This window comes from Sporosarcina sp. E16_3, from assembly GCF_017347125.1.
GTDB lineage: Bacteria > Bacillota > Bacilli > Bacillales_A > Planococcaceae > Sporosarcina.
Genome location: NZ_JADPRX010000016.1, coordinates 59,564 through 80,037 on the forward strand (window position 1 = coordinate 59,564; position 20,474 = coordinate 80,037).

The window sequence follows — 20,474 nt, forward strand, 5'->3', positions numbered from 1 at the left end:
ATCCCCCTATGATAATTATATGTATTTAAGAAACAACGATACCATAATGTTTTTGCTATTGGAACATCTATTTGTGATTAACATCTATTGGAAAACAGAAAAACTCCACCGAGTTCATAATCATCGGTGGAGTTTTCTTCATACTTATTTTACCGGAACGACTGTGCCGCCCCATTCTTTAATAATAAAGTCTTGAATTTCTTTCGTCTTCAATACTTCAATCAATGCTTTGATCGATTCTTTATCTTCATCGCCTTTTCTAACAGCGATGATATTTACGTAAGGTGAATCCGCGTCTTCGATTGCAATAGAATCTTCAATCGGATTCAAGCCCGCATCGATTGCAAAGTTCGAGTTGATCAACAATGCATCACCTTCATCATTTGCGTAAAGTTGCGGCATTAGTCCAGGTTCGTAGTTTGCATCAAATTTAATGTTTTTAGGGTTTTCAACGATATCGTTCAGTTCAGCAGCTGTTTTATCTATGCTTTCGTCAAGTTTGATAAGTCCTTTTGATTCAAGCATTGCAAGCACACGTCCGTGATCCGAAACTGAGCTACTCATTAATATCGTCGCACCATTTGGAAGTTCATCAAGTGATTTATACTTTTTCGAATAAACACCGATTGGTTCAATATGGATACCGCCTGCATTCACAAAGTCGTATCCGGCATCTTTGATTTGCAACTCTAGATAAGGAATGTGCTGAAAGTAGTTTGCATCAAGGTCGCCAGATTCAAGATCTTTATTCGGCAACACATAGTCTTGATAGGTTTCGATTTGAAGATCGTAACCCTTTTCCTCCAATAACGGTTTTGCTTGTTCAAGGATGATTGAATGCGGTGTATTGGAAGCACCGACAACAAGTTTAGTTAATTCTTTTTCCCCGTTGCTATCGTTATTGTCTTCTTTGCTTACATTATTACTGTCGCTCGCATTTTTTGTTCCTGTTCCGCAAGCTGCAAGTGCAAGTACCAGTACTGCTAATAAAATTCCTGTAATAAGTTTTTTCATTTCACAATCTCCCTTTTTCTATGATGTTAATCTGGATGACAGGTAAAGCGGGTTGTCCACTTTCATCATCAAATCACTTAACTGGAACGACGTCGCCGCCCCACTCTTCAAGAATAAAGTCTTGAATCTCTTTCGATTTCAGTACGTCAATCAAAGTCTTGATCGCTTCAGTATTTTCATCGCCTTCTCTTACTGTGATGATGTTCGCATATGGAGATTCTGTCGCTTCAATTGCAATCGAATCTTCAACCGGATTCAAACCTGCATCGATTGCATAGTTTGCGTTGATAACAACTGCATCACCCTCATCATTTTTATACAATTGCGGTAAAAGTGATGGTTCGTAATTCGCATCAAACTTTAGATTTTTTGGGTTTTCTACAATATCTTTCACTTCAGCTTTTACTTTGTCTACTCCATCAGCCAATTTGATTAACCCAGCTGACTCTAGCAAAGATAGGACACGGCCATGTTCAGCTACTGAGTTACTAAAAATAATAACAGCACCTTCTGGAAGTTCTTCGATTGATTTATATTTCGTTGAGTACACAGCCATCGGTTCGATATGGATAGCCCCTGCATTCGCAAACTTATAACCATGGTCAATTACTTGTTGGTCTAAATAAGGTATGTGTTGGAAGAAGTTTGCATCCAAATCACCAGATTCAAGATCTTTATTTGGCAAAACATAATCTTGGTATGTTTCAATGACAAGTTCAATGCCCTTTTCTTTCAATATCGGTGCTGCTTTTTCTAAAATAATTGCGTGCGGTGTGTTAGATGCACCAATGACGATTTTCGTTTCTTCAACTGTTTCTTTGACAGCTTTATCTTCACTACTTACATTTTTATCGCCGCTGTCGTTTTTCGCACCGCAAGCTGCCAATGCAAATACCAGTACTGCTAATACTATTCCCCCTAAAAGCTTTTTCATAATTATTTCTCCCCTTTTTCTCTGTTTTTTATGATTTACAGGCAAGGCCTGATGTTACTGTACTACTATTATCTCTTGTCAAATTTCCTCACCGCGAAATCCCCGATGAATTGAATGATGAAGACGATAATTAAAATAGTGATTGTTGCAACAAGTGTAACGTCCTCACGGCTACGCTGGAATCCATCTAAGTACGCGAGTGTCCCCAGACCACCTGCGCCGATAATCCCCGCCATCGCGGTATACCCAACGAGTGCAATGGCCGTTACAGTAATTCCCGAAACAAGTGCAGGCATTGATTCTGGTAATAGGACTTTAAAAATAATCGTCCTCGTTTTAGCTCCCATTGACTTCGAAGCTTCAATTACACCTTTATCAATTTCCTGTAATGCAATCAACACCATTCTTGCATAAAATGGTGCCGCCCCAATAATAAGAGCCGGCATCGCTGCATCCGGTCCGCGCATTGTGCCAAGAAGAAATTTCGTAAACGGAATAAGCAAAATGATTAATATGATAAACGGGATGGATCTAAAGATATTGACGAATGCCCCTGAAATAATATTGACCAACTTATTCGACCACAGTTGACCGGGACCAGATAAGAAGAGCAAAACGCCAAGTGCTAATCCTATAACGAATGTTAAGATTGTCGAAACTGTAGTCATATAAAGTGTTTCCACTGTTGCTTCCCACATTTTAGTCCAGTCGACATTCGGAAAAAGGTTTTCAATCATTACCGATCACCTCCGTCTGAACATCATTTTCATGAAGATAGTGAATTGCTTCCTCAATGATTACCGAATCGCCAAGGAGCTGAAGTATGAGTGTGCCGTATGCTCCGCCATGTGTATGAGAAATATTCCCTTGAACGATATTGACATCGACAGTGAATTTCCGAATAAGACTCGCGAGCACAGGCTGCTCTGTTTTCTCTCCTACAAAAACAAGCTTGATAAGCGTTCCAGAAGGAAATTCTTCTTTAATATGCGCCATTGCCTGCTTCGCTTCTATTGGCTCTGTCACTTGAGAGACAAATCGCTTCGTAATCGCTTCCTTCGGCGATTGGAATACATCAAGGACATCCCCCAACTCAACAACTTTCCCTGCTTCCATAACTGCAACTCTGTGGCAAATTTTACGGATAACGTGCATTTCATGTGTAATAAGAACAATTGTCAGTCCAAGTCGTTCATTGATGCCCGTTAAGAGATCAAGTATCGAATCCGTCGTTTCTGGATCAAGGGCTGAAGTCGCTTCGTCACAAAGAAGGACTTCAGGGTCGTTTGCAAGCGCACGGGCAATCCCTACGCGCTGCTTCTGACCTCCGGACAATTCGGATGGATACGCATTTTCACGACCACTCAAACCGACTACTTCAATCAATTCCGCCACTTTCTTTTCACGCTCGACTTTTCCTACACCCGCTATTTCAAGAGGGAAAGCGATATTTTCCCTTACTGTTCTAGACCACAGTAGGTTAAAGTGTTGGAAAATCATACTCACTTTTTGTCGTGCTTCCCGCAGTTCTTTACCTTTGATTGCTGATATTTCTAGACTTCCTATTTTCACACTGCCCGATGTCGGCATTTCAAGACCGTTCAGTAGTCGGATCAACGTACTTTTTCCTGCCCCGCTGTAGCCGATGACTCCAAAAATCTCACCGTCAGCAATTTCAAGCGATACATTTTCGACTGCAGAAATACTTCCTGGCCCTTCACCGAATCTTTTATTAATATCCGTTAAATGAATCATCTATTTCACCTCTAAAAAATTGTTTTGTTACTAACTCTGTCTAGCTTCAGGCGCCAGACGCTCGGGTCATAAGTCAGCCCAGCTATGCGGTAGTTCGCCGCTACGCCGTTCTGCCTTATGCCTGTCGCATCTAAGCAGGCGCCTTCCGCTTGGGCCTGCAGGAGGCAGGTCATGCAGCCTTTGCCGCAGGACGCGGCGCTCTTTGGCTGCGATCCCTTTAGAATACAAAAAAGCCTTCCTGCAGACGGGCAGAAAGGCTTAACGCTATATTAAAATAAACGTTTGTCCAATCTCTCATCTTTCAAAGCTTACGCTTTGTGTGACTTGGCACCATTTCACTTTCGTGACGGTTGCCGGGCTTCGCAGGGCACTATCCCTCCACCTCTCTTAATAAGAGTGACTATTCAATTGAATGTTAATACGTAGTATATCAGTACTATACATCCGTTGTCAATCTATTTTTTCTAGTAGATACGGAACTGACTGAAACGCATATATTTTATGGATTACAACGCCATCCTTTTGTATAAGAAGGCAAGGAACGCTTTCGATTTCATAGTCAATTGCGATGTTTTGTACATAATTCAAATCTGCTTTCCCAATTGGTATTTCCGGTCTCATGACGTTAATAACGTTCATCATTTTAGAAGCGACCGCACATGTTCCACACATCGGTGTATATAAATAAAACGCTGCTACTGAAGACCCTTTCAAAGCCGTCTCCCATTGTTCGCGTGTCCAAGTTTCCATTAATTCTACATCCTTTAAATTAGAAATTCCGGTCGAATTTTAAAATTCGCACCTTGTAGTATTGTAGCTAACACTTTATACGGTGTTGTCTCCACTTCTCGGTAAACCTTTTCCGTGTACAAATGGATTGCCGCTGGGAACTCTCTTTTGAATAATATGCGGGTCTTTTCTCCATCTTCATCCGCATCAACGAAGACGAATAGTTCATGTTCTTCGTAAGGTGCAAGCAACTCTTCAAGCCGATAAGGACTTACTGTGCCGTTCGTACAAATAATCTCGACAGGCTCAATAAGTATTCGTGCCAAACGCTTCTTATCCGAACCACCTTCAACGATAATTACTCTTTCATCCGACACAAGATGCCTCCTCTATTGCTCTGTTCTATATAGAGATGCAAAAAACGCCGGAAAAATACCGGCGCCTTGTTTTAGTTATTCTCCGACAGTCATTTTTTCATACGCTTCAGCTGACATAAGTTCGTCTAGCTCAGAAACATTTGAAGGTTCAACGACGATCATCCATGCGTTTTCATACGGTGATTCATTGACGAATTCAGGGCTATCTTCAAGTCCTTCGTTCACTTCAATGACTTTACCGCTGATAGGTGCATAAAGTTCAGATACTGTCTTAACTGACTCAACGCTTCCGAAAGGCTCGTCCGCTTTGATGTCATCGCCGACAGATGGAAGTTCAACGAATACGATATCGCCAAGTTCAGATTGTGCAAAGTGTGTAATACCGATACGGTAGTTACCGCCTTCGTCTTTTACCCATTCATGCTCTTCAGAATAACGCAGATCTTTTGGTGTGCTCATTCCGTATCCCTCCAAATAAATAGTTTCATTCTCTTCAATTCTGTCATATTTCTTGGATAAAGACAAGATAGGAAATTAGTTACCCCATACTTTGTCGAATTCATCTTCCTTGAAACCAACAGTCACTTTACCGTCTCCAAAAACAAGCGGTCTTTTAATCAGCATACCGTCAGATGATAGCAAGCTGATCTTCTCTTCATCTGTCATTGTGGGTAATTTATCTTTCAAATTAAGTTCTCTGTATTTCAGCCCACTGACATTGAAAAACTTTTTCAATTCCAGTCCGGATGCCGCAATCATCTTCCCAAGCTCTTCTTCTGAAGGAGGAGCCTCTGCTATGTTCACTTCCTGGAAGTCCAGGTTGTTCATCTCAAGCCACTTCTTAGCTTTCCTGCATGTTCCACACTTTGGATAACCGTAGTAAATTAATCCCATACCGTAACGCCTCCATTTTCGCCATTATAACAGAAAAGACGTCCAGGTACCTATTGGGCGTTCCATGTATAGGTGACTTTTGATTGCTTTGGAATTGAATGACTTCTATACGATTACCGGGATGTCTTGATATGTACTTAGCACTTAACAAATGCAAAGCAAGGGAGTTTTTTGTGGTTATTACTAGGAAGTAGTTTCCAATACCGCTTCGTCGCTTGGTGATGGCCTCCCGTAATGAGCCCCCCAGAAGATCACTGTCGGTCTCATTACTCCGGCTCACACTTGTCGCTCCTTCGCTAGATTCATTCGCCGTACAAGGGAAATAGTATAGGTTCTATAGAATTCTAAATTAATCGTGACGATTATATAGTATCTCTATTTTTTTTAATGAGGTGTCACCTTCTTATAGAACCCCACATAATCTTTGCTAAAAGTAAGCAAGGAACACATTGTACTACGTACTAGAGTGCCCGAAATTTCATTTTCGGGCACTTACACTCTTTATAGAAAGTCTTCTATTCTTTTCTTCCAAAGAAACTGCATTTTCCACTTAAATAGTGTAGGTACGCGACAGGCGAATAATCACAACAGGATAACTAAAAAGGTGTGGCTAAAAGTGACGGAGCACTTCTAGCCACACCTTTCCCTCAGTAATAGTGTCGTGATTATTTCGCCGAAAGCGAACCGGAAATAACCCAGTGAAAAATAGCGATTTCCAAGCCCTTCTCGCCAGCGTTTTATGCAAATATATGGTTATTCAACAAACGTATTAAACGATATACTTCTCCGCTTCGATCAGCTTAACCGACGCTTCACGTTTTTTCGCTATGATATTATACGGATTTGAGCGTGTCAATTTACGCAGTGCAGAAATCATCATGCGCTGGTTGTCGCCATCAACAGCTGCCATCAGTGTTTCTTTCGCATCTCTTTCAATATCCTCAAATGCTTCTTGACAGAAGATTTGTGTGTAAAGAATCTTCTGTTGTTCTTTTTCTTCCCCGTTACGCGCAATTGCTTTTTCTGTACGTAGAAGTGCAGACTCCATTGCGAAGACATTATTAGCGATGTCTGCAATGTTTACAAGTACTTCTTGCTCAGCTTCTAGCTTCGTGCCGAAACGTTGCGCGGCAAGACCCGCAGCTAGCAAACCGATTTTCTTGGCGTTTTTAACAAGTACTTTTTCTTGTGCAAGTGCTTCGTCACCGATTTCTTCTGGCATCATCATTAGAAGTTCCGCTTGAAGTGCTTGCGCCTGTTGTAGCAATGGCAATTCGCCTTTCATTGCTTTTTTCAGGAACGTGCCTGGCACTAGCAGACGGTTGATTTCATTCGTTCCTTCAAAAATACGGTTAATGCGTGAATCGCGGTAAATGCGCTCTACTTCATATTCTGCCATGAAACCATATCCGCCATGAAGCTGTACTGCTTCGTCAGCGATGTAATCCAATACTTCAGATCCCACGACTTTATTGATCGAACATTCGATTGCGTATTCTGCGATTGCTGCCGCAATTGCTTTGCCGTCTTTTTGCTCTTCAACACTCAACTGGCTTTGACGCTCTTCAAAGTAGCCAACTGTACGGTAAATCAAGCTTTCAGCTGCATACAGTTTAGATGCCATCGTTGCTAACTTTTGTTTCGTCAAGTTGAATGAAGAAATTGGCGTTTTGAACTGCTGACGTTGATTTGTATAGGTAATTGCAAGTTCAAGCGCACGTTTAGATCCACCCATTGTGCCGACTCCTAATTTGTAACGGCCGATATTCAAGATATTGAACGCAATAATATGTCCGCGACCAATTTCACCTAACAGGTTTTCAACTGGCACTTCTGCGTCTTGTAAGATTAGCGTACGAGTAGATGATGATTTGATACCCATCTTTTTCTCTTCAGCTCCGACAGATACACCTGGGAATTCTTTTTCAACGATAAACGCAGTGAATTTATCGCCATCGATTTTCGCGTAAACAACGAAAATATCCGCAAATCCAGCGTTCGTAATCCACTGTTTTTCACCATTTAAGATGTAGTGTGTTCCGGCAGCATTCAACTTTGCATTTGTCTTCGCACCCAATGCATCCGAACCAGAACCTGGCTCAGTCAGTGCATATGCAGAAATTTTGTCGCCTGATACAGAGTTCGGCAAGTATTTTTGCTTCTGCTCTTCATTTCCGAAAAGGACGATTGGCAACGTTCCAATACCAACGTGTGCGCCATGGGTGATTGAGAATCCGCCTGCTACAGACATTTTTTCTGAGATAAGTGCAGACGCGATTTTGTCGAGCCCAAGGCCGCCATATTCTTCAGGTACATCCGCTCCCAGAAGTCCAAGATCCCCGGCAGATTTCAATAGTCTTACAGAGTGTTCGAATTCATGATTTTCAAGATTTTCCACAACAGGTTGAACTTCGTTTTTCACGTAGTCTTCTGTTGTTTTCGCAATCATTTTCTGTTCATCAGTAAAATCTTCAGGCGTAAATACCCGACTTGCTTCAATGTCTTCTGTTAGGAATGCTCCACCTTTAATCAGGTCGTTTGTTTTTAATTCAGTCAATGTTGTTTCCTCCTTTTACTCTCAAGAGAGTGAATGTCCACGATTAATATAAATTTCACTGTTTGTTTACTAGTGTTACAAAAGCTCAAACACGCCGGCTGCACCCATTCCGCCGCCGATACACATCGTAACGACTCCGAACTGTTTCCCTTGACGTTTTAATTCACTCATCATACGAATCGTTAAAATAGATCCCGTTGCGCCAAGTGGATGCCCTAAAGAGATTGCTCCACCGTTGAAGTTCACCTTATCCATATCAAGGCCTAAATGACGGATAACCTGTAGTGACTGAGACGCGAACGCTTCGTTCAACTCCCATACATCGATATCCTCAATAGAAAGCCCTGCAATTTTAAGTGCTTTTGGAATGGCTACAATTGGTCCAATTCCCATCACTTCAGGTGGCACGCCTCCTACAGCAAATGACAGGAACTTCGCGATTGGCTTCAGGCCTTGCGCTTCTGCCACTTCACGGTCCATCACAAGTACTGCACCCGCTCCGTCTGATGTTTGCGAGGAGTTACCTGCCGTAACAGTACCCGTTACTGAAAATGCCGGACGCAATTTCGCTAATCCCTCTACGCTTGTTCCGTGACGGACTCCTTCGTCCATTTTAAATGTGAAATTCTTCTCGCTATATTTACCATTATCATCTACAGAACGCTTAACGACTTCGACTGGGACGATTTCATCATCGAATTTCCCGGCAGCAATCGCTGCACCTGCTTTTTTATGAGACAGTACGGCAAATGCATCCTGTTCTTCACGCGTGATACCGTATTTTACTGCAACTTGCTCAGCAGTGTGACCCATTCCCATATAATACTGTGGAGCCGTTTCTGCTAAGTGAGCATTCGGTCTGATTGTATTCCCCATCATCGGTACCATACTCATTGACTCGACGCCGCCTGCAAGTATCGCCTGCGAGTGACCAAGCATGATGCGCTCAGCTGCATAAGCAATTGACTGAAGGCCAGATGAACAGAACCGGTTTACTGTAATAGCAGGCGTCGTGTCCGGAAGACCTGCAAGTGCACCAATATTTCGTGCAACGTTCATCCCTTGTTCAGCTTCAGGCATCGCACAGCCAATGATTAAGTCATCAATTGGGCCGTCATAGCCACCCGCACGTTTCAACGTTTCTTTAATGACAAGTGCCCCTAAATCATCCGGGCGTACGGTTACAAGAGAACCTCTACCCGCTTTTCCCACCGGTGTCCGTGCACCGGCTACTAGTACTGCTTCACGCATTGAATTTCCTCCTTTTTGCTATACAATACAAACTTAGTTGCGCAGTGGTTTGCCTTTTACGAGCATGTGCTGCATACGCTGTTGTGATTTTGGTTCCGCCACAAGGCTAAGGAACGCTTCACGTTCAAGATCCAACAGATATTGTTCGTCAACAAGTGTTCCGTATGGTACTTTTCCGCCGGATAAAACAAACGCCAGCTTCTTCGCGATTTTCAGATCATGTTCGCTGATAAAGCCAGACAGGAACATCCCCTCTGCTCCGAGAAGCATCGTCGCATAACCCGAATCACCTGTAACGGGGAATTTCTCACGTTTAGGTGCTTTATAACCCATGTCAAACAATGCAATAGCTGCTTGTTTCGCATCATAGATTAAGTGATCTGCATTGACACTAATACCATCTGCGAAATCGAGGAAGTTATTTTCACGTGCTTCGTCTCCCGATGTGGAAACTTTTGCAGTCGCAATTGATTCGAAAACTTTATTGGCAACAAATTGATAGTCAATATGGACGCCCTTCGGCAATCCTTTTAAATGTTTTGTATAAAGCCCTACGTTTCCACCACCGCCTGGTATCAAACCAACGCCGACTTCAACGAGCCCCATATAGGTTTCCATTGACGCCTGAATATGTGCTGCCGGCAGACAAACCTCAGTCCCTCCACCTAGCGTCATTGCAAATGGTGCTGCAACAACAGGTTTTGAGGAATACTTGATTTTCATCATGGCATTTTGGAATGAGCGAACAGTGAAATCAAGTTCAAAGATATTGTCATCTTGCGCTTCCATAAGAATCATTCCTAGGTTTGCACCTACACAGAAGTTTTTGCCTTGATTTCCAATGACAAGCCCTTTAAAGTTTTGCTCAACTTCATCAACAGCGAAATTGATCATTTGAATGATGTCAGGACCAATTGAATTCGATTGTGAATGGAACTCAAGAAGTGCCACGCCATCGCCAAGGTCGATTAAGCTAGCGCCTGCATTCTTTTTAATAACGCCATGTTTTTGCTTATAGCGTTTCAAGTCAATTACTTTTTCATTAACAGGAACAAGCTTGTAATCTTCTCCATCGAAGAAGTAAAGTTCACTGTCTTCTTCTTTATAGAAAGTTTCATAGCCTTTGTCGAGCAAACTTTGAACGAATGCTGGAACTTTCTCGCCTTCATCTTTCATCTTCTCAATAGATTTTGCTACGCCGATTGCATCCCAGATTTCAAATGGCCCCTGCTGCCATCCAAAGCCCCATTTCATGGCATTGTCGATTGCAACGATATCATCTGCAATTTCACCGTTTAGTTGTGCAGAATAAAGCAATGTCGGTGACAGGATATTCCACAAAATTTCACCAGTACGGTCATCTGCATACACAAGCGTTTTCACTCTATTAGCGAGCCCTTTTTGTTGTTTAGCCATTTCAATAGAAGGTGTTTGCAACTTTTTAGCAGGACTGTAGTCAAATGTCTCTGTATCTAGCTCGAGAATCTCTTTCCCTTTTTTTAAATAGAATCCTTGTTTTGCCTTAGCACCAATCCAGCCGTTATCAATCATTTTCTTCATGAATGGTGGCAATTCAAACACTTTCTGCTCGTCGCCTTCCGTCTTGTCGTACACGTTTTTCGCCACGTGCATGAACGTATCAAGTCCAACGACGTCAAGCGTACGGAATGTTGCCGATGTCGGACGACCTATCAAAGTGCCAGTGACCGAGTCAACTTCCCCAATCGAATAACCACGTTTCTCCATCTCACGCAACGTGATAAGAAGGCCATATGTACCGATTCGGTTTGCAATGAAGTTCGGTGTATCTTTTGCAATGACAACTCCTTTACCGAGGGTATTCTCACCAAAACGAGTCATGAACTCAAGTACTTCCGGTGCTGTTGTGCTCGCTGGAATAATCTCAAGTAATTTCAAGTAACGCGGTGGATTGAAGAAGTGTGTGCCCATGAAATGTTTTTGAAAATCTTCAGTACGACCTTCCGCCATCGCTTCAATGCTTATACCCGAAGTATTTGAAGTGATGATTGTACCCGGTTTACGAACTGCATCTATTTTTTCATACAAGCCTTTTTTAACATCAAGATTTTCAACAATCACTTCAATAACCCAGTCAACATCTTTTAATTTATCCAGATCATCTTCAAAGTTCCCTGCTTCTATAAGAGACAGATTACTTTTCTTCGTTAGGGGTGCAGGTTTTTGTTTCAATAGTTTCTGCAAAGCACCTGTTGCAATTTTATTTCTTACAATGCCATCTTCAAGCGTAAGTCCTTTTGCTGCTTCCTCTTCCGTTACCTTTCCAGGAACGATATCCAAAAGTAAAACCGGAATTCCTATATTAGCGAGATGAGCTGCAATACCAGAACCCATAACGCCTGAACCTAAAACTGCCGCTTTTTTAATTTGATAAGTCACTTGCGAAGCCTCCCTTTTCCATTTGAATGAACACTCATTCATTTAATAGGCAAAAAAAATAAAAACCTTTTCTATATCTATCAGTGTAAAACACATTGCTAGTTTTCGCAATATTTAAATCTAAAAGTTTTCAATTTCCTATCTGAAACATATCGTTACCCCACTAAAGTGATTACGTTGTACACTGTCCATATAAAGGAGGTTAATATATAATATGAAACCAATTACAACAGTTGAACAGTTCAATGAAATTATTTCCGGCGATTCTAAAGCACTTGTTAAATTCCAGGCAGGATGGTGCCCTGACTGCAGGCGCATGGATATGTTTATCGATCCAATCGTTGAGAAATACGCTGAATACACATGGTATGACGTCGACCGTGACGTACTTCCAGAAGTTGCAGATAAGTATGACGTGATGGGCATTCCAAGTCTTCTAATTTTCCAGAACGGTGAAAAGCAGGCGCATCTGCATAGCGCTAACGCAAAATCACCGGCACAAGTTACTGAGTTCCTTGAAGGCGTAAAAGCATAATAGAATAGAAACACCAGCTAAACGGATAGACCCATGTCTATCCGTTTTTCATGCACCTTTTTTCCATTTGAAGTATAATAGGGTAAAATGGTAACGAGGTGCGTTAATTGGACTACGAAAATGAAATCCAACAACTTAAATCTAAAATCGCTTCCTATGAAAAGGTTCTACTGGACACAGCAGCACCAATCATTCCTTCAATTGTCGACAATACAATTCTTGTTCCGATTTCAGGCTACACTAGCCAAGATCGTTTTAATTTGATCCGCACACGCGTCCTCGAATACGTTGGAGTCCACAGGGATACAATTTGTGCAGTATTCGATTTTACTGGAGTAGATCTCAATGACGTAAAGGAATTTGATTTTACTATACTTACAAACGAGATCGACCAACTGAATAACACGTTGAAACTAATGGGCGTACGCCCTATTTTTGTCGGCTTTAACCCAAGGATTGTCAGAGAAATCGTGCATGCTGGCATTCACATGGAGATTGAAACCTATATCAACTTCAAAACTTCATTAAAAACTCTGCTAACCGAAAACGACAAATCACTTTCTTCTTTTTGATGAAGTGATTTTTTCATTATGAGAGGTGTGCCTAGTGAAAAAGATGCTGAACGTGAATGGCAAATCGCAATATGACTTGGATATCAACGAGTCATTGCGGGCTTCTGCCTGTGGACCCGTGACGGCTCGTGTTCTAATGGATCAGATTTCTCCGAATGCATTGCCATATGATGTAAACGAATTGTATAAACTTCTTGGCGGGACGAAAATCGGACTTTCAAAAAGTCGTTTCGTCAGTAATATGCGCGAAGTCCTTGGCACCGACTGGACTGTTGCAGAGTGTAGTATAGACGAAGTGATTCGCCAAATTGATAGTGGGCGACCCGTTGCGGCGAAGTTTGATAAATGGTTTTCTTTCCGTTGGCGTGGGAGTTACGAATTTGATTATCACTGGGTACCCGTGATTGGCTATGAAAAAAAAGATCATGATGTTGAGCTAATCATTCATGATAATGGCGGGCGAAACCGTCCGAGTCAAGTGCGGCATGTTTCTTATTTGAGGGATAAACCTGTTTTGTCATTTGTGAAGATTGAACTGAAAAGTTGAATGCAAAAACATATCTGTTGATTAACTAAAAGTAACCAGAAAACAACTTGATCACCCCTGGCCGCTACGTGTTTAATTGATTTTGGATCACTTTGGATTGAATGACTTCTATACAATTACCGAGATGTCTGGATGTGTAGAGATAAGACTTTGTCGCATCCCTACACAGTTTTCTCGGTATTCGTATGGTGGTTATTCATCCGCCGCTCTTCAAAAACACGGATACACGAAGTGAAGAAGCTTTTTGGGACGAAAGAATAGAGGGGCTTCTTACCTGGAGAAAAGCCGCCAAAGATGCAGTTTTGGCGACTGATGCTTTCTTTATGGTTTTTTCTTTTTTTTTTTGGTTTTGTTCAAATGATATTGTTGAAAATCTAAGAATAAAAGAACTTCTCAAGATTATTTTAAATTACTTGAAATTTTAACGAGAACATAGTTTTTAGTCCACATTTGAGTAGTAGCAATTAATTTTTCTCCATCTTTTTCAAAGAACATACCACCACCATCTTTCTGTTTAAATTCCCATCTATTTGATACAACCATTTGTTTTATATTTTCGTCAGCAATCGAAATACCTTTGTTTTCACTACTTGTGATATACCAAATAGAATCGCCTTCTACTACAATTTCAGCTATTTCACTATCCGATTCCTTCAATTTATCAATCGCTTCTTTTGAAGATATATCATCTATTGGAAGAGAAGGATAATGTAATTTATTTATTAATATGAACACTGCAATAACGGCTATAAATAAACCTGAAATAACCCCGATTTTTTTCAATTAATTATCTCCTTTCTACTAATTTCGAATATCATTTATTATAAGTTCCTAAGCATTCAAACGAACCTACCTTTGATTTTTCTTATTTAACTAAACTGCCTCTTTAGTTGAACAAGAAAAAAGAGCCGTCTAAGCAGCTCAACAATCTTCATGTAAAGCACTCGTTAGATTAAGTACATTCCTTCACATAAGTTATACTTTCTTCTCATTATTTTTCCATTTCACATAATTATAAGCGACGTCCATTAAAACTAAAAACAGGAAAATGATTCCAATTACTCCATATTCATTTGATGTTAAATCACTAAACCGATATAGAGCAAGATACATTAGGGATACTAATGGAATCCCCCACAAGCCACGTATCAACCTTCTTCTGTACGTTAATCTATGATAGTTTAGTACAAATCCTTTATCCTTTTTTTCTACGTCCTTATATATTACCGACGATATCGTACTAACAATTAAAACCGCTATCAATGGTCCAATAAAATACAATAGAGTATTCACTATTCTCCCCCTAGTAAGACAATAATAGATTTGTATGTACTCTTCAACTAACCTGCCCCTTTAGTGCAACAAAAAAAAGCCGTTTAATCAACTCAACGTTCTTCAAGTAAAGCACCCGTTAGTTTAATAAGAACAGAGACACTTATTAAACAATTGCCCCCTATAATGGAATAACGAAAGTAGACACAAGAATGTTAATTAGCTTTATTTTTCTTCATCTAGCCGTCTCTTATTATAACAAAAGCCCCTTTCAGTTGACGTTGAACTAAAAGGAGCTTATTGTTATTTATTATTATCATATAAATCTTTATACATAGTAGCAATCAGAATAAAAATAAATACAGGGATTAAAAAAACTTTATTATTTATCAGGCTATTTGCTGAAGTATCAAATAAAATACTTACTACTAAAGCAATTATACTAACCACACTGAAAATAATAAATATCATTTTATTTGCCAAAAAATACTCTTTTTTTATTTCAATCACTAAATATACTATTGCAAAAACAATTGAAACAATACGCGTTACAAATAAATATTCATATTGAAGAAAAAAAGTTGCAAATAAAAATAGAAGAACTATTAAATTTAAAATTATAGAAACATTAATATTTTTCATTATAAACTCCTATAAGTAGATTGATTACATTGCGTTAAGTTGTTAAACACAAGTTATACAACACTCTTCAACTAACCTGCCTCTTTAGTTCAATAAGAAAAAAGGCTTTACTCCTTCTGGAAGTAAAGCACCCGTTAGTTGAAGTACATTTATTCACATACTTATAAAACTACTTTATTTTTAAGGCTGTTTGTATCCTTTAAGAACTTCACTGTTAGTATTTCTCAATCTTTATTTTTATTTTCATTTTTTCTTCGCTAATTGATACTGTTTCTGTTTCAGAAACTTTCTTTATAGAATCTTCAACTATTTGTTGAATCAACGTATCATCAACTTTTACATCCTTCGGGAAACTTACTGATACAGACATTTCTTTAAAATTACCACCTAACGATATTGCTATTGACTCACTATCAAGTTCCGTTTGTTCTGTAATAGATACTATTATTTCATTTTGTAATTCAGATATTAAGTTTGATATTCCATCGTCCCCCCCGTATCTCTGAGAAACTACTACTTCCTGTTCGCTTTCTAATACCTCGGTTGTATTACATCCAACTAACAAGATTGAACAAAATAAAATTCCTGAAAATATAGATTTTTTCATCACTTTTAAATTCCCCTTTCAAAAATAAATTGCACATTCCACAACAATTCTCCATACGTAACTTTGACGTTATATATTGGTAATAGTTCCAAATTTAATAATAATCTTATTCAACTAAACTGCCCAGTTAGTTCAATAAGAAAAAAGGCTTTACTCCTTCTTGAAGTAAAGCTACCCGTTAGTTTAAGTACAATCATTCACATACTTTTATCAATTATTCTGCATGTTGTGGTTCAATTCCACTTTCTTCTACCGATGTGCCTGATACAGTCCACATACTTACTTGCCTTACCACTGTATCTTCAACTGTATATTCATAAACTACTTTTGGCTCACTATCGAAAATTACATGAAGATTTATAACAGGTTCTATTTTAAAGTCGTCTGTATCTGTAATTCCCCATGAATCCATTGGATATTTTTCTTCTAAATGACCTTCTAATACTTCTATGGCTTTTCCAGTTTGTTGCTCTATAATCAAAGGTCTAATTGCTCCTTGATAGATATAACTACAAATTAAAATGATGCCCAATATAACCCAAACAAGCTTCCTAACTTTCTTAGGTAATAGAAAAGTTAACAGACCCACTGCAAAAATACATATTGTAATGAGAAATAACCCAATTAAGATTGTTGGTTCCATTTACTACCACACCTTTTACATTTTATTTATATTTACTACTATCCTATAAGAATATAGAAACATTCTTTATTCAACTAACCTGCTCGTTATTTTAAGGAATGATTCCATAAAATGGCCCGATTGAGGCACAAACCTTATGCAAGAATTGCCCCCTTATGCAGGATAAACGCTATTAGATTATTCTTTACTTATTTGCAATTTTACGAAGTAAATATAACGCATAAACGATTGCTGGGATAGCCCCTATGTATAGAATCAAATTAAGGATTCCACCAATTGCATATAACGGGGATACTGCTATATCCATACTCATTTAATCACTCCTTTCGTAAAGTCAATTACCTGTTAGTTAATCAATCTATTAATGCATAATCTGGCCCGATTGTTTAAGAAAAGCTGAACTCACTTTACTACAATCGCACCCTTTACTTGAAGAAGGACAATCTATATTTGCTATGAGTCTTGTCCAACTATAACTTTCCAACCTCTTTTTTTCTTCTCAACAGGGAAAGTGAAATTAGTTAAATTCCCCTCATCAATCATTTCAACAGTTGCTGCAAACTCCGTTTCACTTACCTTTTTAAGCTCTACTATTTTTGTACCAGTAATATTTGAGTTAATACCTTCGTCAATAATACTTGAATACTCCTCTTTTTGCTCAGCTTTATCGGGAAATCTAATATCATCTGCATATTTCACCATTGATGATACGTCGTTTGTTTCTACAGCTTCTAAGTAATTACTTACAAGGGTTGCAACTTTTTCATCAGTTGTTTTAGTCGAACAACCAACTAAAAATAGTAACAACAAAATCCCCAAAACTATAAACTTTCTCATTCTATTCCCCCATCTCATTTAGCCATTTAACTTTACCATTCATGTTTAAGTAAATGGCCCGTTTGTGGCACAACAACGGTTCAACAATTGATCCTTCTCACTTGCTAGTTTTACTGTACTTTCCTATTCATCCAATATACACCACAGGTTAACGTAACAACAGTTCACGGAAGTAGTTTACTCCATTACTCAATAAGAAAAAGCTGCCCTGTAAAGGCAGCCGATTGTTTAACTAAAGATACCCGTTAGTTTAAGAAAATTTTCTTATTTTTCATTATTTACCTTGTCAATCTTGCTGGAAAACGTAGTCATCAAAACTATAAAAACAGGTAATAAACTCCATAAAAAGAATCCCCATTGATGTGTGATTAATGAAAGCACTAAGAAGAAAACAAGGACCCCAATTGAAATGTAAACAGTACGCTTCTGATATTTCTTCACCTTGAACACACCTTTCCGAATAATCAAAGTATTATCGTTAATTTTAGCGCACATTCTTCCATTTATTATACAACACTCTTCAACTAACCTGCCCGTTAGTTCAATTAGAAAAAAGAGCTCCCTAAGAAGCCCCTGTTGTTGAAGTAAAGCACCCGTTAGTTTAAGTACATTAATTCACAACGATTTTATTTGTAATTGGAAAGTAGTCTCCCTCTTCAAGAATCTTCCTTCCAATTATTCCAAGCCAACCTAATTATCTTAATAGTATGTTTTGTTTAATGCGTTGAATATTCATTAATTAAATTAATGAAACTTTTAGATGAAATGGAACGTAAAGGAATAAGTCAATTTAGTAAAGGGAGATGAAATTTATGAATATCGCCAATAAAGCTTTAGTTTCATTTTGTATACTTCTATTAATTTTTATTTTATCAGCCTGTAAGCAAACTGAACAATCCCACGAGAATATAAATACGAAAAATGAACAATCTCACGAGAATACAATTCTGGAAAATGAACAACACAATATATCTTATTCTTTTAAAAACCCCAATACAGGGCAAGAATTTAATATAATTCATGCTTACTTGCTATATGAAGATTATTTTGCAACTGTTAAAGATAATCCAGATGAATCACACTATAAATTATATCAACAGGGAATTATAAAACCTATATATAAAGCATGTTTTAAAGATGCAGAACATCCGGTCAATCCACTTGAATGGACTCCCAAAGAAAGTGATTTTGATAGTATTGAGAAACAAATTGAATCAATGAATAAAGATCATTTAAATGAGGTATTTGAGGAATCACTTGTTAAATCCTCAGACATACTTTCATCAGATAAAAAAACAACGGTATGTATATTTCCTAAAAATGAAATTTTACCTTCTGACATGATGACAATTGGATCAGGGAAAATTATAGTCTCTTACAGTAAGTTTGATAATTCTTATAAACCAGGCATATCCCATGAATATCATCATAGTGTTTGGATCAGAAAACATTATACGGAAAATTATTTTCTAACAGGATTAGATCATTTTATATTGGAAGGGCAGGCATTGATGTTTGAAACCTTAGTGTATCCCGATTTAAATAATACGCATTATGTGGTTGACGAAAGATTTAACAAAGAATATTGGAGCAGGATTGAACCATATCTTGAGAGGGTTGCTCCCCGGGAGATTACTGAAATGATAATAGGGGGCTTTAATGGTCTCCCTTATGCTTATGGCTATAGTGAAGGATACAAAATGGTTAGATCTTACTTAAATATGCATCCTAATATGACAGTAGAAGAATGGACTTCTAAAAATTCTGAGGAAATATTTAAAGAGGGAAACTTCAGAGCTAACTACGAGTAATTTTCTTTATTAAAGGTCTACAAAACTTTATGTGTCCTTTTCTAAAATGTAGAAAAGGATTTTTTTGTTTATATTCATAAAACTCTTCTTTCACTACCCTGCCCCGTTAGTAAAAACACTCCTCAGTGTCTATAATTCTATTAAATTGGCAAGAATCCCTTTAATATTACTATTTTAGGGGGAATGGAATTGTTACTGCCAAAAGCATGGTCTTCGTTTGAAGCTGATAAACGAATAGAGGGTTTTTCACCACAAACGTTGAAGATCTATCATTTACAGTCTTTGCTACTAATTGGTTATTTTAAGGATGTTGAGATGGAATTGCTGGATACAAAACAACTGAAGGAATATCTTGCTATATCCGGCAAGCATTTAAAACCAGCCAGTCTTGCACATCGTATCCGCTTTATGAAATCGTTTTTTCGTTGGTCTCATGAAGAAGGCTACCTAAGTAAGAATCCAACTTCCAAAATTAAAGAGCCTAAGGTAGGGAAGCGGATACCCAAGTATTTAACCGAACGGGAAATTGAACACCTTCGTGAATCCTGTCATTCCCCAATGGAAAAAGCGATTTTTGAATTCATGTTTTCTACCGGTTGTCGAATTGGAGAAATAGTTGCGTTAGAAAAGAACCATATTAATTGGTCCAATCAATCCGCAATCGTTAGAGGTAAAGGGGATAAGGAGAGGGAGGTTTATTTTAATACACGTTGCGACATATGGCTTAAACGCTATATTGAAAGCCGTAATGACAATAATCCTGCTATCTTTGTGACAGCAAGGCAGCCACATAAAATGAGTGTCGCACAAATGCGATACATCATCAAGCGGATTTCGAATCGTGCTGAAATCAATAAAGAGATTCAACCACACCAACTTAGACACAGCTATGCAACTCATTTGTTGAATAATGGAGCTCCTATTGAAGTCATACAAAGTCTTATGAGGTATGGGAAAAGTGAAACCACAAGGATCTACGCTCAATTAAGCGGTAGGCTAAGGAAAGAGTATTATCAGAAGTACTTTTAAATGTAAAAAGGAGCAATGTCTTAAAAGACGTCGCTCTACTTGACTAAAGC

At 38.8% G+C, this 20,474-nt stretch carries 23 protein-coding genes and 1 riboswitch; of the genes, 5 read left to right on the forward strand and 18 right to left on the reverse strand.

Features of this window, described 5'->3' with window-relative positions; all coding sequences use genetic code 11:
* Positions 1-144: 144 nt before the first annotated feature.
* The 11 genes from I2483_RS11070 to I2483_RS11120 all read right to left on the reverse strand — a co-directional run bounded on the left by I2483_RS11070 (position 145) and on the right by I2483_RS11120 (position 11,929).
* Positions 145-1,014, reverse strand: a complete 870-nt coding sequence (locus I2483_RS11070; protein ID WP_186672682.1) for a MetQ/NlpA family ABC transporter substrate-binding protein — start codon at positions 1,012-1,014, stop codon at positions 145-147.
* Between the two features lie 73 nt (positions 1,015-1,087).
* Positions 1,088-1,948 (reverse strand): MetQ/NlpA family ABC transporter substrate-binding protein, encoded by an 861-nt coding sequence (locus I2483_RS11075; RefSeq protein WP_207175872.1) that lies wholly within the window; start codon positions 1,946-1,948, stop codon positions 1,088-1,090.
* Between the two features lie 68 nt (positions 1,949-2,016).
* Positions 2,017-2,685 carry a methionine ABC transporter permease gene (locus I2483_RS11080; protein WP_186672685.1) on the reverse strand — a complete coding sequence of 223 codons (669 nt, stop codon included), beginning with the start codon at positions 2,683-2,685 and terminating at the stop codon, positions 2,017-2,019.
* A complete protein-coding gene (locus tag I2483_RS11085) occupies positions 2,678-3,703 on the reverse strand; it encodes a methionine ABC transporter ATP-binding protein (protein WP_207175874.1) in 1,026 nt (341 codons plus the stop codon). The genes I2483_RS11080 and I2483_RS11085 overlap by 8 nt, the downstream gene beginning before the upstream one ends.
* A 291-nt stretch (positions 3,704-3,994) precedes the next feature.
* A riboswitch (SAM riboswitch) is annotated at positions 3,995-4,100 on the reverse strand.
* A 53-nt stretch (positions 4,101-4,153) separates the two neighbouring features.
* Entirely contained in the window at positions 4,154-4,453 is a 300-nt protein-coding gene (locus I2483_RS11090) for a thioredoxin family protein (protein ID WP_207175876.1), read from the reverse strand.
* Positions 4,454-4,467: 14 nt separating this feature from the next.
* On the reverse strand, positions 4,468-4,809 hold the full coding sequence (locus I2483_RS11095) for a toprim domain-containing protein (protein ID WP_186672691.1): 342 nt from the start codon (positions 4,807-4,809) through the stop codon (positions 4,468-4,470).
* 75 nt (positions 4,810-4,884) lie between these two features.
* Positions 4,885-5,268, reverse strand: coding sequence for a glycine cleavage system protein GcvH (gcvH, locus tag I2483_RS11100; RefSeq protein WP_067206310.1), 384 nt, complete (start codon positions 5,266-5,268; stop codon positions 4,885-4,887).
* A gap of 75 nt (positions 5,269-5,343) precedes the next feature.
* Complete coding sequence (locus I2483_RS11105) at positions 5,344-5,703, reverse strand: arsenate reductase family protein (RefSeq protein ID WP_207175878.1); 360 nt, start codon at positions 5,701-5,703, stop codon at positions 5,344-5,346.
* A 769-nt stretch (positions 5,704-6,472) separates the two neighbouring features.
* On the reverse strand, positions 6,473-8,260 hold the full coding sequence (locus I2483_RS11110) for an acyl-CoA dehydrogenase family protein (RefSeq protein WP_186672696.1): 1,788 nt from the start codon (positions 8,258-8,260) through the stop codon (positions 6,473-6,475).
* 75 nt (positions 8,261-8,335) lie between these two features.
* Entirely contained in the window at positions 8,336-9,511 is a 1,176-nt protein-coding gene (locus I2483_RS11115; protein ID WP_207175880.1) for an acetyl-CoA C-acetyltransferase, read from the reverse strand.
* 33 nt (positions 9,512-9,544) lie between these two features.
* A complete protein-coding gene (locus tag I2483_RS11120; RefSeq protein ID WP_207175882.1) occupies positions 9,545-11,929 on the reverse strand; it encodes a 3-hydroxyacyl-CoA dehydrogenase NAD-binding domain-containing protein in 2,385 nt (794 codons plus the stop codon).
* A gap of 214 nt (positions 11,930-12,143) precedes the next feature.
* Here I2483_RS11120 and I2483_RS11125 point away from each other — a divergent pair, with 214 nt between their 5' ends.
* The 3 genes from I2483_RS11125 (at position 12,144) to I2483_RS11135 (ending at position 13,583) form a co-directional block, all read left to right on the forward strand.
* Positions 12,144-12,464 (forward strand): thioredoxin family protein, encoded by a 321-nt coding sequence (locus tag I2483_RS11125; protein ID WP_207175884.1) that lies wholly within the window; start codon positions 12,144-12,146, stop codon positions 12,462-12,464.
* 107 nt (positions 12,465-12,571) lie between these two features.
* Positions 12,572-13,036 (forward strand): STAS domain-containing protein, encoded by a 465-nt coding sequence (locus I2483_RS11130; protein WP_186672705.1) that lies wholly within the window; start codon positions 12,572-12,574, stop codon positions 13,034-13,036.
* 43 nt (positions 13,037-13,079) lie between these two features.
* Positions 13,080-13,583 carry a C39 family peptidase gene (locus tag I2483_RS11135; RefSeq protein ID WP_218624937.1) on the forward strand — a complete coding sequence of 168 codons (504 nt, stop codon included), beginning with the start codon at positions 13,080-13,082 and terminating at the stop codon, positions 13,581-13,583.
* 399 nt (positions 13,584-13,982) lie between these two features.
* Here the strand turns inward: I2483_RS11135 and I2483_RS11140 are convergent, their stop codons facing one another.
* From I2483_RS11140 to I2483_RS11165, 7 genes are all read right to left on the reverse strand, one after another.
* A complete protein-coding gene (locus I2483_RS11140) occupies positions 13,983-14,366 on the reverse strand; it encodes a hypothetical protein (protein ID WP_207175888.1) in 384 nt (127 codons plus the stop codon).
* Between the two features lie 192 nt (positions 14,367-14,558).
* The gene (locus I2483_RS11145; protein WP_207175890.1) at positions 14,559-14,876 is read right to left on the reverse strand and encodes a hypothetical protein; all 318 of its coding nucleotides are present in this window, start codon (positions 14,874-14,876) and stop codon (positions 14,559-14,561) included.
* A 282-nt stretch (positions 14,877-15,158) separates the two neighbouring features.
* On the reverse strand, positions 15,159-15,497 hold the full coding sequence (locus tag I2483_RS11150; RefSeq protein WP_186672709.1) for a hypothetical protein: 339 nt from the start codon (positions 15,495-15,497) through the stop codon (positions 15,159-15,161).
* Positions 15,498-15,711: 214 nt separating this feature from the next.
* Positions 15,712-16,104, reverse strand: a complete 393-nt coding sequence (locus I2483_RS11155; RefSeq protein ID WP_207175910.1) for a topoisomerase — start codon at positions 16,102-16,104, stop codon at positions 15,712-15,714.
* Between the two features lie 214 nt (positions 16,105-16,318).
* Positions 16,319-16,747, reverse strand: coding sequence for a hypothetical protein (locus tag I2483_RS11160; protein WP_207175892.1), 429 nt, complete (start codon positions 16,745-16,747; stop codon positions 16,319-16,321).
* A 184-nt stretch (positions 16,748-16,931) separates the two neighbouring features.
* Entirely contained in the window at positions 16,932-17,060 is a 129-nt protein-coding gene (locus tag I2483_RS19395; RefSeq protein WP_255485843.1) for a hypothetical protein, read from the reverse strand.
* Between the two features lie 140 nt (positions 17,061-17,200).
* On the reverse strand, positions 17,201-17,584 hold the full coding sequence (locus I2483_RS11165; protein ID WP_186672711.1) for a hypothetical protein: 384 nt from the start codon (positions 17,582-17,584) through the stop codon (positions 17,201-17,203).
* A gap of 812 nt (positions 17,585-18,396) precedes the next feature.
* On the opposite strand from I2483_RS11165, the gene I2483_RS11170 reads away from it, so the two are divergent.
* Both I2483_RS11170 and I2483_RS11175 read left to right on the forward strand, forming a co-directional pair.
* Entirely contained in the window at positions 18,397-19,395 is a 999-nt protein-coding gene (locus I2483_RS11170; RefSeq protein WP_186673819.1) for a DUF2268 domain-containing putative Zn-dependent protease, read from the forward strand.
* Between the two features lie 189 nt (positions 19,396-19,584).
* Positions 19,585-20,424, forward strand: coding sequence for a tyrosine-type recombinase/integrase (locus tag I2483_RS11175; protein WP_207175894.1), 840 nt, complete (start codon positions 19,585-19,587; stop codon positions 20,422-20,424).
* Positions 20,425-20,474: the final 50 nt, after the last annotated feature.

Bases quoted from the DNA above. Each gene is read 5' to 3' on its own strand.
- I2483_RS11070 (WP_186672682.1), bottom strand. From the start codon at position 1,014: ATGAAAAAACTTATTACAGGAATTTTATTAGCAGTACTGGTACTTGCA.
- I2483_RS11075 (WP_207175872.1), bottom strand. From the start codon at position 1,948: ATGAAAAAGCTTTTAGGGGGAATAGTATTAGCAGTACTGGTATTTGCA.
- I2483_RS11080 (WP_186672685.1), bottom strand. From the start codon at position 2,685: ATGATTGAAAACCTTTTTCCGAATGTCGACTGGACTAAAATGTGGGAA.
- I2483_RS11085 (WP_207175874.1), bottom strand. From the start codon at position 3,703: ATGATTCATTTAACGGATATTAATAAAAGATTCGGTGAAGGGCCAGGA.
- I2483_RS11090 (WP_207175876.1), bottom strand. From the start codon at position 4,453: ATGGAAACTTGGACACGCGAACAATGGGAGACGGCTTTGAAAGGGTCT.
- gcvH (WP_067206310.1), bottom strand. From the start codon at position 5,268: ATGAGCACACCAAAAGATCTGCGTTATTCTGAAGAGCATGAATGGGTA.
- I2483_RS11105 (WP_207175878.1), bottom strand. From the start codon at position 5,703: ATGGGATTAATTTACTACGGTTATCCAAAGTGTGGAACATGCAGGAAA.
- I2483_RS11115 (WP_207175880.1), bottom strand. From the start codon at position 9,511: ATGCGTGAAGCAGTACTAGTAGCCGGTGCACGGACACCGGTGGGAAAA.
- I2483_RS11125 (WP_207175884.1), top strand. From the start codon at position 12,144: ATGAAACCAATTACAACAGTTGAACAGTTCAATGAAATTATTTCCGGC.
- I2483_RS11135 (WP_218624937.1), top strand. From the start codon at position 13,080: ATGCTGAACGTGAATGGCAAATCGCAATATGACTTGGATATCAACGAG.
- I2483_RS11150 (WP_186672709.1), bottom strand. From the start codon at position 15,497: ATGAAAAATATTAATGTTTCTATAATTTTAAATTTAATAGTTCTTCTA.
- I2483_RS11155 (WP_207175910.1), bottom strand. From the start codon at position 16,104: ATGAAAAAATCTATATTTTCAGGAATTTTATTTTGTTCAATCTTGTTA.
- I2483_RS11160 (WP_207175892.1), bottom strand. From the start codon at position 16,747: ATGGAACCAACAATCTTAATTGGGTTATTTCTCATTACAATATGTATT.
- I2483_RS19395 (WP_255485843.1), bottom strand. From the start codon at position 17,060: ATGAGTATGGATATAGCAGTATCCCCGTTATATGCAATTGGTGGAATC.
- I2483_RS11165 (WP_186672711.1), bottom strand. From the start codon at position 17,584: ATGAGAAAGTTTATAGTTTTGGGGATTTTGTTGTTACTATTTTTAGTT.
- I2483_RS11170 (WP_186673819.1), top strand. From the start codon at position 18,397: ATGAATATCGCCAATAAAGCTTTAGTTTCATTTTGTATACTTCTATTA.